Origin of the sequence: Stenotrophomonas sp. PD6 (assembly GCF_049199305.1) — a bacterium.
Classification (GTDB): Bacteria; Pseudomonadota; Gammaproteobacteria; order Xanthomonadales; family Xanthomonadaceae; genus Stenotrophomonas.
On the sequence record NZ_JBLZQD010000022.1, the window covers coordinates 25095 to 41041 of the forward strand.

Annotated in this window: 13 protein-coding genes and 1 rRNA gene; 8 read left to right on the forward strand and 6 right to left on the reverse strand. The window is 66.6% G+C overall.

Going from position 1 to position 15947, the window contains the following annotated elements:
* Window positions 1–49: 49 nt before the first annotated feature.
* Window positions 50–2896, forward strand: a complete 2847-nt coding sequence (locus ACOZHM_RS19635; RefSeq protein WP_421570998.1) for a TonB-dependent receptor domain-containing protein — start codon at window positions 50–52, stop codon at window positions 2894–2896.
* Between the two features lie 139 nt (window positions 2897–3035).
* Here ACOZHM_RS19635 and ACOZHM_RS19640 read toward each other — a convergent pair whose 3' ends face one another.
* Window positions 3036–3638, reverse strand: a complete 603-nt coding sequence (locus tag ACOZHM_RS19640; RefSeq protein WP_313346748.1) for a TetR/AcrR family transcriptional regulator — start codon at window positions 3636–3638, stop codon at window positions 3036–3038.
* A gap of 111 nt (window positions 3639–3749) precedes the next feature.
* Here ACOZHM_RS19640 and ACOZHM_RS19645 point away from each other — a divergent pair, with 111 nt between their 5' ends.
* The 3 genes from ACOZHM_RS19645 (at window position 3750) to ACOZHM_RS19655 (ending at window position 7683) form a co-directional block, all read left to right on the forward strand.
* Window positions 3750–4670, forward strand: a complete 921-nt coding sequence (locus ACOZHM_RS19645) for an alpha/beta fold hydrolase (RefSeq protein WP_421570999.1) — start codon at window positions 3750–3752, stop codon at window positions 4668–4670.
* Window positions 4667–7144, forward strand: coding sequence for an acyl-CoA dehydrogenase (locus tag ACOZHM_RS19650; RefSeq protein ID WP_421571000.1), 2478 nt, complete (start codon window positions 4667–4669; stop codon window positions 7142–7144). Before ACOZHM_RS19645 ends, ACOZHM_RS19650 begins: the two co-directional genes overlap by 4 nt.
* A gap of 65 nt (window positions 7145–7209) precedes the next feature.
* A complete protein-coding gene (locus ACOZHM_RS19655; protein WP_421571001.1) occupies window positions 7210–7683 on the forward strand; it encodes a hotdog fold domain-containing protein in 474 nt (157 codons plus the stop codon).
* 417 nt (window positions 7684–8100) lie between these two features.
* Here the strand turns inward: ACOZHM_RS19655 and tatC are convergent, their stop codons facing one another.
* The 4 genes from tatC to ACOZHM_RS19675 all read right to left on the reverse strand — a co-directional run bounded on the left by tatC (window position 8101) and on the right by ACOZHM_RS19675 (window position 10559).
* Entirely contained in the window at window positions 8101–8850 is a 750-nt protein-coding gene (tatC, locus tag ACOZHM_RS19660) for a twin-arginine translocase subunit TatC (protein ID WP_421571002.1), read from the reverse strand.
* Entirely contained in the window at window positions 8847–9338 is a 492-nt protein-coding gene (gene tatB, locus ACOZHM_RS19665; RefSeq protein WP_421571003.1) for a Sec-independent protein translocase protein TatB, read from the reverse strand. Before tatB ends, tatC begins: the two co-directional genes overlap by 4 nt.
* Before the next feature lie 15 nt (window positions 9339–9353).
* Window positions 9354–9581 carry a Sec-independent protein translocase subunit TatA gene (gene tatA, locus ACOZHM_RS19670; protein ID WP_421571004.1) on the reverse strand — a complete coding sequence of 76 codons (228 nt, stop codon included), beginning with the start codon at window positions 9579–9581 and terminating at the stop codon, window positions 9354–9356.
* 75 nt (window positions 9582–9656) lie between these two features.
* Entirely contained in the window at window positions 9657–10559 is a 903-nt protein-coding gene (locus ACOZHM_RS19675) for a YSC84-related protein (protein WP_421571005.1), read from the reverse strand.
* A 241-nt stretch (window positions 10560–10800) separates the two neighbouring features.
* Between ACOZHM_RS19675 and hemH the strand changes: the two genes are divergently transcribed.
* From hemH to ACOZHM_RS19695, 4 genes are all read left to right on the forward strand, one after another.
* Window positions 10801–11763, forward strand: a complete 963-nt coding sequence (gene hemH / locus ACOZHM_RS19680) for a ferrochelatase (RefSeq protein ID WP_421571007.1) — start codon at window positions 10801–10803, stop codon at window positions 11761–11763.
* Window positions 11760–12608: an alpha/beta fold hydrolase gene (locus ACOZHM_RS19685; RefSeq protein WP_421571009.1), complete on the forward strand. Its 849-nt coding sequence runs from the start codon at window positions 11760–11762 to the stop codon at window positions 12606–12608. The genes hemH and ACOZHM_RS19685 overlap by 4 nt, the downstream gene beginning before the upstream one ends.
* Window positions 12609–12948: 340 nt before the next feature.
* A complete protein-coding gene (locus ACOZHM_RS19690; RefSeq protein ID WP_421571010.1) occupies window positions 12949–14706 on the forward strand; it encodes a methyl-accepting chemotaxis protein in 1758 nt (585 codons plus the stop codon).
* A 425-nt stretch (window positions 14707–15131) separates the two neighbouring features.
* Complete coding sequence (locus ACOZHM_RS19695; protein ID WP_421571011.1) at window positions 15132–15716, forward strand: hypothetical protein; 585 nt, start codon at window positions 15132–15134, stop codon at window positions 15714–15716.
* A gap of 113 nt (window positions 15717–15829) precedes the next feature.
* Here ACOZHM_RS19695 and rrf read toward each other — a convergent pair.
* A 5S ribosomal RNA gene (gene rrf / locus ACOZHM_RS19700) occupies window positions 15830–15944 on the reverse strand.
* Between the last annotated feature and the right edge of the window lie 3 nt (window positions 15945–15947).

Genomic DNA, 15947 nt, shown 5'->3' on the forward strand with positions numbered 1-15947 from the left:
AGGCAAACACCCCAGTGAATACCCAAGATTCCCTTGGAGAGAGAGAGCAATGAACTTTAAGTCCAACAAGCTGCGTGATGCAGTGGTCGTTGCACTGGTCGTCGCTGCCGGCAGCGCCACCGCGCAGGCCCAGGAAGAGACGAACACCACCAATCTGGACCGCATCTCGGTTACCGGCTCGCGCATCCGCCAGGTCGACACCGAAACCGCCCAGCCGGTGCTCACCATCAGCCGCGACCAGATCGAACGCCAGGGTTTCAAGTCGGTTGCCGACATCCTGCAGAACATCCCGGCCGCAGGCTCTCCGGCGATCAGCCGCACCTCGCCGCTGAGCTCGGGTGAAGCCGTCGGTGGTTACTACATCGACCTGCGCAACCTCGGTGCCAACCGTACCCTGATCCTGGTCGACGGTCGTCGCCTGGGCATCACCAACGACGGCCTGCAGGACGTCGCCTCGATCCCGTCGGCCATGGTCGAGCGCATCGAAATCCTGAAGGACGGCGCGTCCACCATCTACGGCTCCGATGCCATCGCCGGCGTGATCAACATCATCACCCGCAAGGACTTCGAAGGCGCAGAAGCCAACGTTTACATCGGCCAGTGGGACCAGGGCGACGGCAAGCGCGAGAACTACGATTTCATCATGGGCTTCCGTGGTGACCGTGGCTCGCTGACCGCCGGCGTTGAATACACCAACGAAGATCCGGTGTGGGCCAAGGACCGCTGGTTCTCGCGTGACCGCTTCCCGACCGGCGAAAAGAGCGCTGCGCGTCCGGGCGGCCTGTCCGGCACCACCCAGTGGGGTCGCTTCTCCTACAACGGCGGCACCTACACCCTGCGCCGCGATGTGCCGGGCCTGGACGTGACCGACTTCGGCAGCTTCCGCCCGACCAACGGCACCGACACCTCGAACCCGGCGCTTGCTTCGACCGTGTACAGCGGCATCAAGCGCAAGTCGGCGTTCTTGAACGGTCAGTTCGACTTCACTGACAACGTTCGCTTCAACACCAGCGTCATGTACACCGACCGCGACTCGTTCGCGCAGAACGCCGGCTATCCGTTCAACAGCGCCAACTTCGACCTGAGCTCGGGCGGCCTGTCGGCCGACAGCGTGTTCAATCCGGTCGGCACCGACGTGCAGTACGTCCGTCGTGGCTGGGAAGTTCCGCGCGAAGTGTTCAACAGCCTGACCACCACGCGCTTCACCGGCGTGTTCAGCGGCAACTTCCAGACCGGTGATCGTTACTGGGATTGGGAAGCGGGCTACCTGTACAACCAGAACAAGGGTACCCAGATCAGTACGGGTAACCTGAACACCTACGCTGTTGGCCAGGCCACCGGTGCATCGTTCATCAACGCCGACGGTCGCGCCCAGTGCGGCACCGCCGCCAACCCGATTCCGCTGGGTAGCGGCCCCGGAGCCTGCACCCCGTGGAACCCGTTGATTCCGTTCGGCTACCAGGCCGCCAACGGTCTGGACGACCCGAACGTGCAGGCGTACCTGTACCAGCCGGGCCAGGCGCTGTCGCGCACCACCACCAAGAACTACTTCGCCAACATCTCCGGCTCGATCGTGACCCTGCCGGCGGGCGATCTGGGCGTGTCGGTGGGCGTGGAGCGTCGTGAGGAAAGCGGCTCGTTCTCGCCGGACGCACTGGCCCAGACCGGTATCTCGACCGATCTGGCTGCTGGTCCGACCGCAGGTGGTTACAACCTGAACGAAGTCTACGCCGAGTTCCTGGTGCCGATCCTGTCCGACGTGACCTTTGCCCGCGAACTGAGCATTACCGCGGCAACCCGTTACTCGGATTACGACACCTTCGGCGACACGCTGAACAGCAAGTTCGGCCTGAAGTGGAAGCCGATCGACTCGCTGCTGATCCGTGGCACCTGGTCGGAAGGCTTCCGCGCTCCGACCGTCGCCGATCTGTACGGTGGCCTGTCGCAGACCTTCGAGGACTACACCGATCCGTGCGACACCGTGTTCGGTCCGGCCGCCAACAACGCGCGCTGCCGCCAGGACGTGCCGGCCGGCTTCCGCCAGCTCAACGCTTCGGGCACCGCCCCGGCGCCGGGCCCGGGTGAGCAGACCAACAACCCGTTCGTGACCGGTTCGACCCCGACCCTGACCCCGGAAACCTCGACCTCCAAGACCCTGGGTGTCGTCTGGAGCCCGGAGTTCATCGAAGGCTTCAACACCTCGCTGGACTGGTGGAACATCCGCATCGAGAACACCATCGTTGCTGATACCCCGACCGACCTGCTCAACGACTGCTACCTGCGTGGCATCGAATCGCGTTGCGTCGGCTTCACCCGTAACGGCGCCGGCAACGTGACCTCGCTGAACTTCGGCCTGCGCAACGCCGGTTACGTCGAAACCGAAGGCTTCGACTGGGATATCAACTATCGCTTCGAGACCGGCTTCGGCAACTTCACCACGTCGATCCAGAGCAGCTACGTCACCAAGAACGAGATCAAGCAGGACAACTCGGCCAACCCGCCGACCCAGGACAACGGCTTCGGTGGCAACTTCCGCCTGCGCTCGAACGCCTCGGTCAACTGGCAGCTGGACGACCTGTCCATCACCTGGACCGCGCGTTACTACTCGGGCACCAAGGAACAGTGCTACTTCGACGACCGCTGCACCCTGCCGGATTACGCCGCACCGGATACCGCTGGTCAGATCCTGCCGCAGAACGAGCTGGGCTCGAACACCTTCCATGACCTCCAGGTTGCCTACAACCTGCCGTGGAATGCGACGGTGGCCGTCGGTGCCAACAACGTGTTCGACCATTGGGCTGCTCCGGCCTACGCGCAGCCGAACTCCGGCTACTCGTACTACGGTGGCTTCGACATCGGTCGCTTCGTGTACATGAAGTACCAGCAGAAGTTCTGATCGATCCACTGATCAGCACCTGATGCAGCAACGGCCCCGAAAGGGGCCGTTGCTTTTTGTGCCGTCGTTGTTTCGCACCGATCGCACACGCACAAAAAAGGCCGCTTTCAGCGGCCTTTTTCATGTTCTCGACTCCCGCTCAACCGATCGGAATCAACGTCTCGATCACGTGCTCCACGTAAGCCTCGAAGTCCTCGCGTGCCGGCTTGGGCTGCTGCAGCTGCAGCGACAGCTGCAGGAAACCCACGTACGCGGCGTACGCCAACCGCGCGCGATGCTGCGCGTCGGTACGGCTCAGCCCCGCCTGGCGGAACGAGGCCACCAGGTACTCCAGGCGGCGGTGCGAGACGCGGTCGATCACCGGCCGCACCATCGGGTGGTCCAGCGCCTTCAGCAGCTCGCTGTAGATGATGTGCGGCTGCACTTCATGGGCCACCACCTGGAACAGCTGGCGCAGGCGCGCACGCGGATCGGGCACGTCTTCCAGGCTGCCGAACACCTGTTCCTGTTCGAACAGTTCCCAGCGCTCCAGCGCGGCCTGCAGCAACGCGTCGCGCGAGGGGAAATGCCAGTAGAAACTGCCCTTGGTCACGCCGAGGCGGCGGGCCAACGGCTCCACCGCGACGGCACCGACGCCTTGTTCAGCGATGAGGTCCAGGGCGGCCTGGGCCCAGTCTTCCGCGCTCAGGCGGCTGTTGCGGCCGGCACGTGGCTCGCCGGCGGAAGCGTCAGGTTCATTCATGAGGATGATTTAACCATACGCCGGGGTTGGTTTGTATGGAATTCCACGCCCGACAGGCAAACCATACCCACCGGTATTGACATGCCCACAACGCGGTCCATACTAGCAAGTATGGTAACTCCCGCCCCCTCCCTGCCCGTCCCCACCGAGGCGCGCCTGACCGCCGCCCACGACACCGTGCTGGCCGCCACCCGCTCCGGCAGCGGACGACGTGGCACTGTCCTGTTCGCGCACGGCTTCGGCCAGACCCGGCATGCCTGGACCGCCACCGCGGAGTCGCTGGCCGGCGCCGGCTATGCCACCCTGGCCTACGATGCGCGCGGTCACGGCGACTCGGACTGGAACGCGGCCGACGTGCCGTATCACGGCGAACAGTTCGCCGATGACCTGATCGTGCTGGCCGGCGAACAGCCGCAGCCGCCGATCCTGGTAGCCGCCTCCATGGGCGGGCTGTTCGGCCTGCTCGCCGAAGCGCGTTGGCCGGGCCTGTTTTCGGCGATGGTGCTGGTCGACATCACCCCGCGCTGGGACACCGCCGGGGTCGAGAAGATCCTGATGTTCATGACCGCGCACCCGGACGGCTTCGCCTCGCTGGAACAGGCGGCCGACGTGATTTCCGCGTACCTGCCGCACCGCCCGCGCAAGACCGAGGCATCGCTGCGCGCGTTGCTGCGCGATGACGGCCACGGCCGCTGGCGCTGGCATTGGGACCCGCGCCTGGTCGCCGAACTGGCGCGCGACAGCGAACAACACCAGGACGCGCTCGCAGAAGCGGCGCGCCAGGTGAAATGCCCGGTGCTGCTGGTCAGCGGCGGGCGCAGCACCCTGGTCACCCCGCAGACGGTGGCCGAGTTCCTCGCGTTGGTGCCGCACGCTCGCCACGTGCAGTTGCCGGAGGCCACGCATATGGTCGCCGGTGACGACAACAACGCCTTTACCGCTACTGTGTTGGACTATCTGGACGTGTTGCCCTCGGCCTCCGCCGTGGCACAGTCCGCCACAACCGAGCACGTCACCGGAGCACGCTCATGAGCATTGTCGTCCCCTTCCTCGCCATCCTGCTGGCAGGCGCGTTCGTCGCCTACCATCGGATGCGGCTGATCACCTGGACGCTGGTCAGCCTCGTGCTGCTGGCGGCCTGCTGGTTCGTTCCCTACATCAACCAGACCGCAACGATCGTGGCCGCCGCCATCGTCGCCGTCATCGCCGTGCCGCTGCTGCTGCCGTTCATCCGCAAGCCGCTGCTGACCGCGCCGATGATGAAGGTGTTCCGCAAGGTGCTGCCGCCGCTGTCGCAGACCGAGCGCATCGCACTGGAAACCGGCTCGGTCGGCTTCGAAGGCGAGCTGTTCACCGGCGACCCGGACTGGAACAAGCTGCTCAGCTATCCCAAGCCGCAGCTCACCGCCGAAGAACAGGCCTTCCTGGATGGCCCGGTGGAAGAACTGTGCAAGATGGTCAACGACTGGGAAATCACCCATGTCTACGCCGACCTGCCGCCGGAACTGTGGAGCTTCATCAAGAAGAACAAGTTCTTCGGCATGATCATTCCGAAGGAATACGGCGGCCTGGGCTTCAGCGCGCTGGCCCACCACAAGGTGATCCAGAAGCTGGCCTCGGTGTCGAGCGTTGTGAGCTCCACCGTCGGCGTGCCCAACTCGCTGGGCCCGGGTGAACTGCTCAACCATTACGGCACCCAGGCGCAGAAGGACCAGTACCTGCCGCGCCTGGCCGACGGCCGTGAAGTGCCCTGCTTCGGCCTGACCGGTCCGTTCGCCGGCTCCGACGCAACGTCCATCCCCGATTACGGCATCGTCTGCAAGGGCGAGTGGAACGGCGAGCAGGTGCTCGGCGTCAAGCTCACCTTCGACAAGCGCTACATCACCCTGGCCCCGGTGGCCACGCTGATCGGCCTGGCCTTCCGCATGTACGACCCGGATGGCCTGATCGGTACCACCCGCGACATCGGCATCACGCTGGCGCTGCTGCCGCGCGACACCGACGGCGTGGAAATCGGCCGCCGCCACTTCCCGCTCAACTCGACCTTCCAGAACGGCCCGATCCGCGGCAAGAACGTGTTCATCCCGCTGACCCAGCTCATCGGCGGTGCCGAGAAGGCCGGCAAGGGCTGGAACATGCTCAACGAGTGCCTGGCCGTCGGCCGCTCCATCACCCTGCCCTCCACCGCCAGTGGCGGTGCCAAGGCCGGCGCCGTGGTGACCGGCGCCTATGCACGCATCCGCAAGCAGTTCGGCCTGTCGGTCGGCCGCTTCGAGGGCGTGGAAGAGGCGCTGGCACGCATCGGCGGCAAGGCCTACGCGATCAGCGCGCTGTGCCAGGCCACGGCCGCCGCCGTGGACCGTGGCGACGTGCCGTCGGTACCGTCGGCCATCGCCAAGTACCACTGCACCACCATGAGCCGTGAAGTGATCTCGGATGTGATGGATGTGATCGGCGGCAAGGGCATCATCCTGGGCCCGCGCAACTTCGCCGGCCGCAGCTGGCAGGCCGCACCGATCGCGATCACGGTCGAGGGCGCCAACATCATGACCCGCAGCCTGCTGATCTTCGGCCAGGGTGCGATCCTCTGCCACCCGTGGGTGCTGAAGGAAATGAAGGCGGCGCAGGACCCGGACACCCGTGCCGGCCTGCAGGAATTCGACCGCAGCCTGTTCGGCCACATCCGCTTCGGCATCTCCAACGCCGTACGTTCGTTCTGGTTCGGCCTCACCGGCGCCCGTTTCGGTGCCGCCCCGGGCGACGCATACACCCGCCGCTACTTCCGCAAGCTGGACCGTTACTCGGCCAACCTGGCGCTGATGGCCGACATCTCCATGATGACGCTGGGCGGCAAGCTGAAGTTCAAGGAATCGCTGTCCGGCCGCCTGGGCGATGTGCTGAGCCACATCTACATGACCAGCGCGATGCTCAAGCGTTACCACGACGAAGGCGCACCTGCGGCCGACCAGCCGCTGCTGGCCTGGGCCTTCCATGACAGCGTGCACAAGATCGAACAATCGCTGTCGGCGGCCCTGCGCAACTTCCCGATCCGTCCGATCGGCTGGCTGATGTGGCTGCTGGTCTTCCCGTTCGGCCGCCGTGCCGAAGCCCCGGGCGACCGCCTGGGCCACCGCGTGGCCGCGCTGCTGATGGCCCCGAACGAGGCCCGCGACCGCCTGGCCAATGGCGTGTTCCTGACCCCGTGCGAGAACAATCCGGGTGGCCGCATCAACAGCTACCTGTCCAAGGCGATCATGGCCGAACCGGTCGAGCGCAAGTTCATCAAGGCGCTCAAGACCAAGGGCATCGAAGCCCTGGACTTCGTCACCCAGCTGGACGAAGCCGTGGCCGAAGGCGTGATCACCCAGGACGAACGCACCCTGCTCGAAGAGCTGCGTGCGATCACGCTGGAGACCATCACCGTCGACGATTTCGAACCGCACGAACTGCGTTCGGCCAGCTACTACGACCGCGAACGCAAGGACGCGCAGTCCGAAGCGGCGTAACCCCGCTGCAGCGCACACCCCAACGGCGGACTTCGGTCCGCCGTTTTTTTTGAGGAGACCCCGCCATGCCCGCTCCGCTGCTCAACCTCTACCACCGCATGCAACGCTGGCCCGCCGGCCAGTGGCTGTTCTCGCGCGCCGTCTGCTTCAAGGCCCCCTACTTCGCCAGCATTGCCCCGCGCATCACCGTGCTCGAACCCGGCCGCTGCGAAGGCCGCATCGCGCACCGCCGCAAGGTCACCAACCACATCGGCACCGTGCACGCCATCGCCCTGTGCAACCTGGCCGAACTCACCGCCGGCCTGATGGTCGACGCCTCCCTACCCAAAGGCATGCGCTGGATTCCCAAGGGCATGGAAGTGAAGTACCTGGCCAAGGCGACCGGAACGCAGCATGCAGTGGCCATTCCCGAACAGCCGATCGTGGCCGCCGAGACCGGTTACGCGTTGCCGGTAAAGGTGCAGATTCGCGATACCGCCGGAACAGCCGTGTTCGAAGCGCGGATTGATATGTGGGTGTCGCCGGTCAAGCGTGGTTGAGTCAGCGCGCGAAGAGCGGCGTTTCCATTCATCCGAGCTGGGGCGGCCGACGGGCAGCCCCGCTCCGGGACACGCCGCAAGTACGTCCTTGTAGGCTGCTCCAAAACTTGCGCGTGTACGCAATCCTGCGTACACGGCAAGGCCGGGGTTGGGCGTCCTGCCCAACCCGTCCGGCGCATGCGCCGGACCCATGTTTTGGAGCGTCCCTCCGGGGGCTACCCGCCGCCCGGCCACTCCTGCACCGCGTTGGGCGGATGGAAGAGCAGCGACGCATGGCGTCGCTCTACGGGCCGCGCGCGCTTCGACGGTAGGATCGGTTCCAAAACGATTGCCCGGAACCGTCCCACGTCCGGTAACGCATTGAAACGATCAGAACGGTAGAGCGACGCCATGCGTCGCTGCTCTTTCAGGACGCCGCTACGACGCCTGCTTCTCGTCGCTCTTGGCCGGCACCAGCCAGCGCGATGCATGGATGCCCAGCTCGTAGAGTAGGCACATCGGGATCGCCAGCATGAGCTGCGACACCACGTCCGGCGGGGTAAGCACCGCGGCCAGCACGAAGATGCCCACGATCGCGTAACCGCGACCTTCCTTGAACTGCTGCGGGGTGATCCAGCCCAGCAGGGTCAGGATCACCATCGCCACCGGCAGTTCAAAACTGCTGCCGAAGGCGAAGAAGATGGCCAGCACGAAATCCAGATACGCATTCGCGTCCGGGGTGATCGCAATCACTTCCGGGCGGAAGGTGGTCAGGAAGTGGAACACCGCCGGCAACACCAGGAAGTAGGCGAACGCACAGCCGATGTAGAACAGCAGCACGGAGGTGAAAAGCAACGGCACCGCCAGGCGCCTCTCGCGTGCATACAGGCCCGGCGCCACGAAGGCCCACAGCTGGTACAGCAGCCACGGCACGGCGATGAACAGCGCCACGAAGAAGGTGAGCTTCAGCGGTGCGAAGAACGCACCGGCCGGGTTGGTCGCGATCATCGACTGCCCGTTCGGCAGCTGCGAGATCAACGGCTCGGCCAGCCAGGTGTAGATCTGTCGCGAGAACGGCATCAGCCCCAGCAGCACCACACCCAGCCCGATCAGGCCGCGCATCAGCCGCGCACGCAGTTCGATCAGGTGTTCGATCAGCCCGCTTTCGGGCGCGTCGTTGCCGCTCATCGCGGAGCCTCCGGTGTCGAAGGCGGGGGATCGCGCGGGGCCTGCCCGTCGATGCCCGGCGGTGCCATCGCATCGCGCGGCTCAGCCGGCTCGGGCTCCGGCTCGGCGGCCACCACGTGCTGGGCAACGCTGGCCGGTGAACCCGGTGCGGGCCCGGTCATCACCGGTTCGTCTGCGGCGCTGGGCGCATCGTCATGGCGCTGCACCTGCCCGCGCATCTGCTCGGCCTCGCGGCGGACCGCCTCGCCACTGGCACGCAGCTGCGCTTCGGTGTCGCGCACCGAGTCCTGCGCCTCGCGGAACTGGCGCTTGATCTCGTCGGCATGCAGCTCGCGTTCCAGCTCCTGCTTCACCGAATCCCACTGGTTGCGCGCACGGCGCACCCACAGCCCGGCGAAGCGGGCCGCCTTGGGCAGCCGCTCGGGACCGAGCACGACCAAGGCCACTACCGCGATGACCAGCAGTTCACTGAAACCGATGTCGAACACGCCACGCTACCCCGGTCAGCGCCGGTCGCGCTCGTGTTCGTTCTGCGAGGTCGTCGTCGGGTCCTGCGGACGCGACTCATCGCTCAGCTGCGCGGTCGGCTTGTCGTCGTCGCGCATGCCCTTCTTGAATTCCTTGACGGCACTGCCAAGGTCCTTGGCGCCACTGGTCAGCTTCTTGGTGCCGAACACCAGCAGAACGATGACCAGCACCACCACCCAATGCCACAAGCTCATACCGCCCATGTGATGCTCGCAATACCTAGTAAACAGAGGGTTGAGCATAGCGCACCGCCGGTAAGGCGGCGCGCGTGACGAAAGTCAGTTGCCGTCCAGCGATTCAGTGCGTACTTCGCCCTCACCCACCGGCTGGAAACCTTGCTGCGGAGCGGCCTGTTGCGGGGCGGTCTGCGCCGGCACGGCCTGCAGCGGCGCGGTGGTGGCGCCGCCGGTTGCCTGTTCAGCCACGGGTGCCGCGGGCTGCGGCTGCGGGCTGGCGGCCCGTGCTACCGGCGCGCTGCCCTGGGTGCCGCGCTTTTCGCGGGCTGAATAGGTGGCTTCTTCGAGGCGGTCGCGGAAGGCGACCACGTCGGTCGACGGCGCCTCGCCGTTCCGGCCCTCGAAGACCATGCGCGGCGTGGTGCCGCTGCCGTAGACGTCCAGGACGGCCGCATCGTCGATCTGCAGCACCGCGCCGTCCAGCGCCACGCCGGCGAACAGGCCGCGCGCGCGCGACCACGACCAGATTTCGGCCTTCAGCTGGCCGTCGGTGGCGGCGGCGGCGTTGCGCCCCACCGGGCCCGCCGCGATGCCCGCATCGGCACCGAGGGTAACCTTGCCGTTGACGATGTTGTCCAGGCTGCGGTCGTTGCGGAACACCAGCACCACGTCGGAGGACTGCACGCCGGCCTGGAAGCCGATGCTGCCGCCGGTGAGCTTGATGAACACCGGGTTGGACCAGCTGCCGTCGGCGTTCTTCACCGACATCAGGCCATGGCCGCGGCGCCCGCCAATCACCAGACCCGCCTTGATCGTGTCGGGAATGACCACGACCGCGCGTGCTTCGTCGAGCAATTTGTCCGGAATGCCGTCTTCGGGAATCTTCTGGATTTCATCCAGCACACGCACCGCGTTGCGGGCGCGCTGGTCCTCCTGAGGGCCGGCCAGGGCCTGGGTCGACAGCAGGCTGGCGGAGATCAGCAGTACAAGACTGAGGCGGCGCATGGAGACTCCAAGGAAAGCGGGGGATATCGACCGTGGATCGATACGGCCAAACAGGTAGGTATCGACCGTGGATCGATGCGGCCAAACAGGTAGGTATCGACCGTTGGTCGATACGCCATCCCCGAAATTAGTGGGGTTCCAATGAATCCGCAATGAGTATTACTCGTTTAATTGACGACATTGATCCCAGCAATCCGTCGTTTCCATCCCGGCAATCGCGCAGACCTGCGAGAATGGCACCATGCTCGACGCACCCGACACCGCCGTGCTGGCGGTCAATCTAGGCACGCCCGAGACGCCAACCGCCCCGGCGGTGCGTCGCTACCTGGCTGAGTTCCTCAGCGACCGCCGCGTGGTTGCGATCCCGCCACTGCTTTGGAAACCACTGTTGTTCGGCCTGATCCTGCCCCTGCGCAGTGGCCGGTCGGCGGCCAAGTACGCCCAGGTCTGGCTGCCCGAGGGCTCGCCGCTGATGGTCTACACCCGCCGCCTGGCCGAGGCCATGCAGGGCCTCATGCCCAACCTGCGGGTGCGCCACGCCATGCGCTACGGCGCCCCCGCGCTGACCGCCGCACTGGACCAGATGGCCGCCGAAGGCATGCGCAGGATCGTGGTGCTGCCGTTGTACCCGCAGTATTCGACCACCACCACCGCCTCCATCGAGGACCAGGTGCGCGACTGGCAGCCGCGGCACCCGGGCGTCACCGTCACCCTGGTGCGCGACTACGCCGTGGATCCGGATTGGGTTGCCGCCGTTGCCGACAGCATCCGCCAGTGGTGGGCCGAACACGGCCGCGGCGAGCGCCTGGTGTTCTCCTTCCATGGCATTCCGCAGCGGCTGGCCGACGCCGGCGACCCCTATCCGCAACGGTGCGAGGCCAGCGCGCAGGCGATCGCGCAGGCGCTGGGCCTGGACGACGATGCCTGGACGCTGACCTACCAGTCGCGCTTCGGGCGCGAGAAGTGGCTGCAACCCTACGCCGAGCCGACGCTGTGGGCGATGGCCGAAAGCGGCGTCAAACGCATCGACGTGGTCTGCCCCGGCTTCGCCACCGACTGCCTGGAGACGCTGGAAGAAGTGGCGCTGGGGTTCACCGAAACCGTCGCCGAACGCGGCGCGCAGATGCGCTACATCCCCTGCCTCAACGATGCGCCTGCCCACGCGCTGGCGTTGTCGCGGTTGAGCATCGCCGCGCTCGCATGATCCTGCAGCCCTTCTCGCTGCCGGTCGCCGGCAACCACGTCGCGGGTCTGCGCTCGGCCGCCGGCCAAGGCCCGCGCGTGTTGGCGCTGCACGGTTGGCTCGACAACGCCGCCAGCTTCGTTCCGTTGGCCGCCGCGTTGCCCGCGATGGAGCTGGTGGCGATCGACCTGCCCGGTCACGGCCACAGCGCGCACCTGCCGCCGGGCACGCAGTACAACACCCCGGGCGCCCTCTGCCACGTGCTCGACGTGGCTGACACGCTGGGCTGGGACCGCTTCATCCTGCTCGGCCATTCGATGGGTGCCGGCATCGCCAGCCTTGTCGCGGCGGCGGCGCCGGAACGTGTCGAACGGCTCATCGCCATCGAAGCACTCGGCGGCCTGCGTGGCCCCGAAGATGAAACCGCACAGCGCCTGCGCGAACACGTGCGCGCCGCACGCGCCCTGCCCGGCAAGAAGCTGCGCGTGTTCCCCGACCTGGTTGCGCCGGTGCGCGCGCGGATGATGGCCAACCAGCTCAGCGAGCCCTGCGCGAGGCTGCTGGTCGAACGCGGCGTCATGGCGGTGGACGGCGGCTTCAGCTGGTGCAGCGATCAACGGCTGATGCTGCCGACCGCGATGCGCCTGAGCGAGGCACAGATCGACGATCTGCTGGCGGCGATCGAATGCCCCACCCAGGTGATCTACGCCTCGCCGGCGCAGTCGTACTATCCCGAGCCGCTGCGCAGCGACCGCATCCGCCTGCTGCGCGATGGGCGCCTCAGCGTGTTCCCCGGCACCCACCACCTGCACATGGAACATCCACGGCTGGTGGCCGAAGTCGTCGCGACCTTCCTCGGCATCTAGTTCGCCAACGCGCAGCCACGCCGTACCTGCACGGTGCGACATCCCGTCGCACTCAATAAAACGGCGCCTGGACCGATACCGATACTGCAGCCGACCGATCGGCTGTGTCATCGCCTGCTCCGCCGTTGCGAAGCCGCGTAATACCCCGGCTTCCAGGACACGTCGTCGCAATGCCCGCTTCTCTCCCCCGTATCAGATCCCGTCGCCGGCATCCGCCGCTCCGCGACGGTCGCGGTCGCGTTTCGCCGCCGCTCTCTTCTGCCTGCGCCGCGCCGCTCGCCTGCGCGATGTCGCGTGCGCGCACCCGGCCCACTGTTGTCGTTTGAATCCTGGAGGTTCCATGTCACCCCTGCCCGCTACGCCCCGCCCTCCCGACCGTGTGTCGGGCCGCTCGCTGAATCCGCACGGGAGCGTTGTGCTGTTGCTCGCCGCCGCAACGCTCGGCGCGGTGGCACTGATGTGGTGGCCGCACGCGCCGTCCGTTCCCGTATGGCTGCTCGCCATGCGCGTGCTCGTTGTGTGTGCGTTGGCGGGGCTGCTCTACGTGCTCGCAGCGGGCATGCGTCGCCAATCGGCAGCAGTGAAGGCGGCAGCGGGTACGACCGACGCGCTGCTTGCGTTGCAGCAGCAGGTGGAGCGCGATGCGATCACCCACCGCGCCGACGCACAGGTGCGGCAGTCGTTGGATGTGTCGCGCACGGCGATGATGATCGCGGACGACGACCATGTGATCCGCTACGTTAACCGTGCGGTGGTCGAGCTGCTGCGCAACCAGCAGGATCAGCTGCGCGAGGCGTTTCCCGATTTCGACGCCGACGTGCTGGTCGGCACCAGCATCCACCGCTTCCACGCCAACCCGGCGCGGATCCGCGGCATGCTCGATTCGCTCACCCACACCCACCACGGGCGGATCCGGATCGGCCCCGTGCACTTCGCCCAGGTGGTCACCCCGGTGCTCGGTACGCAGGGGGATCGCATCGGCTTCGCGGTGGAGTGGCACGACCGCACCGAGGAACTGCTGCTCGAAGCTGCCGTTGCCGGCATCGTCGACGCAGCGGCCAGCGGCGACCTCGACCGGCGCCTACCACCGCGCCGCGCCGATGGCAGCTTCCTCGACGGGCTCACCGGTGGCATCAACCAGTTGCTGGACAGTGTGGGCAGCACGGTGGGCGAGCTGCGCCGCATGCTGGCCGCGCTGGCGCAGGGCGACCTGGACCAGCGGATGCAGGGCCAGTTCCAGGGCGCGTTCGAGGCCATGCAGCGCGACGCCAACGATACCGCCGCGCAGCTGGGTGCGATGGTCACGCGCATCCGTCATTGCAGTGGGTCCATCGCCGAAGCTGCCACCGAGATCGCGGTGGGCAACGCCGACCTGTCCGAGCGCACCGAACGCCAGGCGGCGCACCTGCAGGAGACCGCCGCCTCGATGGAGGAGCTGACCACCACGGTGCGCCAGAATGCGGCGCAGGCGGGCCAGGCCAGCGCATTGGCGCAGGACGCGCACGCCATGGCCACGCGCGGCGGCGACGTGGTCGCGCGCGCCGTGTCGAGCATGGCGTCGATCCAGTCGGCGTCGCAGCGCATCGGCGACATCACCCGGGTCATCGATGGCATCGCGTTCCAGACCAACATCCTGGCGTTGAACGCCGCGGTGGAGGCGGCGCGTGCAGGGGACCACGGGCGTGGCTTCGCGGTGGTTGCCAGTGAGGTGCGCACGCTGGCGCAGCGTTCCGCCGATGCGGCCCGGGAGATCAAGCAGCTGATCGATGCCTCTGGCAGCGAGGTCACCGAAGGGGCGCGCTGGGTGCGTGAGGCTGGGCAGACCATGGGCGAACTGGTCGGCAGTGTCGCCAGTGTGAGCGGCATCATGACCGGGATTGCCGCCGCCTCGCATCAGCAGTCCGCTGGCATCGAACAGATCAACCAGACGGTGGTGCGCATGGACGAGGCCACCCAGGCCAATGCAGCGCTGGTGGAAGAGGCCAGTGCCGCCGCACGCGTGCTGGAAGGTCAAGCCGATGCGCTGGCCGATGCCGTAGCGGCCTTCCGTCAGGGGGGTGCACACGTCGCCACGCCCAGCCGCGCTGCAGCGGCCTGAGCCGACCGTCGCGGTCCCATCGGGCCGCGATGGTCTGCGGGTGACGGCGTCGGCATGCAGGACGCAATCCGCGACGCCGATCATTGATCGCATCGACCGTGCCTCCGAAGCTGGGGCACGGTCGACGGCACGGCCGCCCCGGTGCCGAAGGGAACGCGGTCATGTATGCATATCCATTCACGTCTTCAACGGCCGGCGCTGCCCCGGCCCCGCGCGATGCTACTGCCCATGCGCAGAACCCGCCTGCAACGCAGTGCGGGGCGCCAGTCAGCGTCCACAACGCGCCGACGCGGCCAACACTTACGATCCCAGGCAGTGCCAGCCAGGTCAGCGTGCCACGCGCGTTGTTGGGCGGCGGCACGCTCCTGATATCGCCGCATGCCATGGGCGGCAGCCATCCCTCGGCAGTACCTGACGCGGTCTGGGTGGACCTGTTCCAGTTCGCCCTGCAGGCAGACATACCGGCGCCCGTCGGCGAACCGGGTGAACCCGCACTTGCGGCGGTGGTAGCCGATGCCTACGTCAGCGGCCAACAGTTGCGGGAGAGCTGGGGAGCGATGGTGGAGGGCTGGGCAGTGAGCGCTGTGACGCTGCTGTGCGACAAGGCCGACGCGATTGCATCAGACATCCCGCGCGACATGATCAGGGAGCGGTTCGCCCAGGTTGTGCATGATTCCCTTGCGCAGGAACTGGAGCAGATCTGTGGAGGACGACTGCGGATCGAGGCACTCGGCTTGAACGCGCCGATGCCAGCGGCCATGCGCGCCGCGTTGGCCAATGCGATGCAGACCGAGATAGAGGCCGATGCGCTTCTGGATCCCAGTGCCGAAGCAGGCGACAGGGCGGCAAGGGACCGGATTCTGTCTCTGCTGGACGCGCCGGCTGTCCACGTGCTGCAGGACCCGATATTGCGCCCGCTGTTCGATGCCCTGCACCGCAGCGTCCCCATCCCCTCCGCCGCGACATTGGCAAGCGCATGCATCAGCGGCACGGACGATCACCGTCGGTAGGGTCGCATCCTTCGCACGCAAAGAAAAAACCCCGTTGCGGGTAGGTGCTGACTGTTAGTCAGCACGCAAAGAAAAAACCCCGCTGCGTGAGCAGCGGGGTTTTTGGGTATAAACCCTGGCGATGACCTACTCTCGCATGGCTTGAGCCACACTACCATCGGCGCAGCTGCGTTTCACTTCCGAGTTCGGGATGGGATCGGGTGGTTCCACAGCGCTAATTTCACCAGGGAG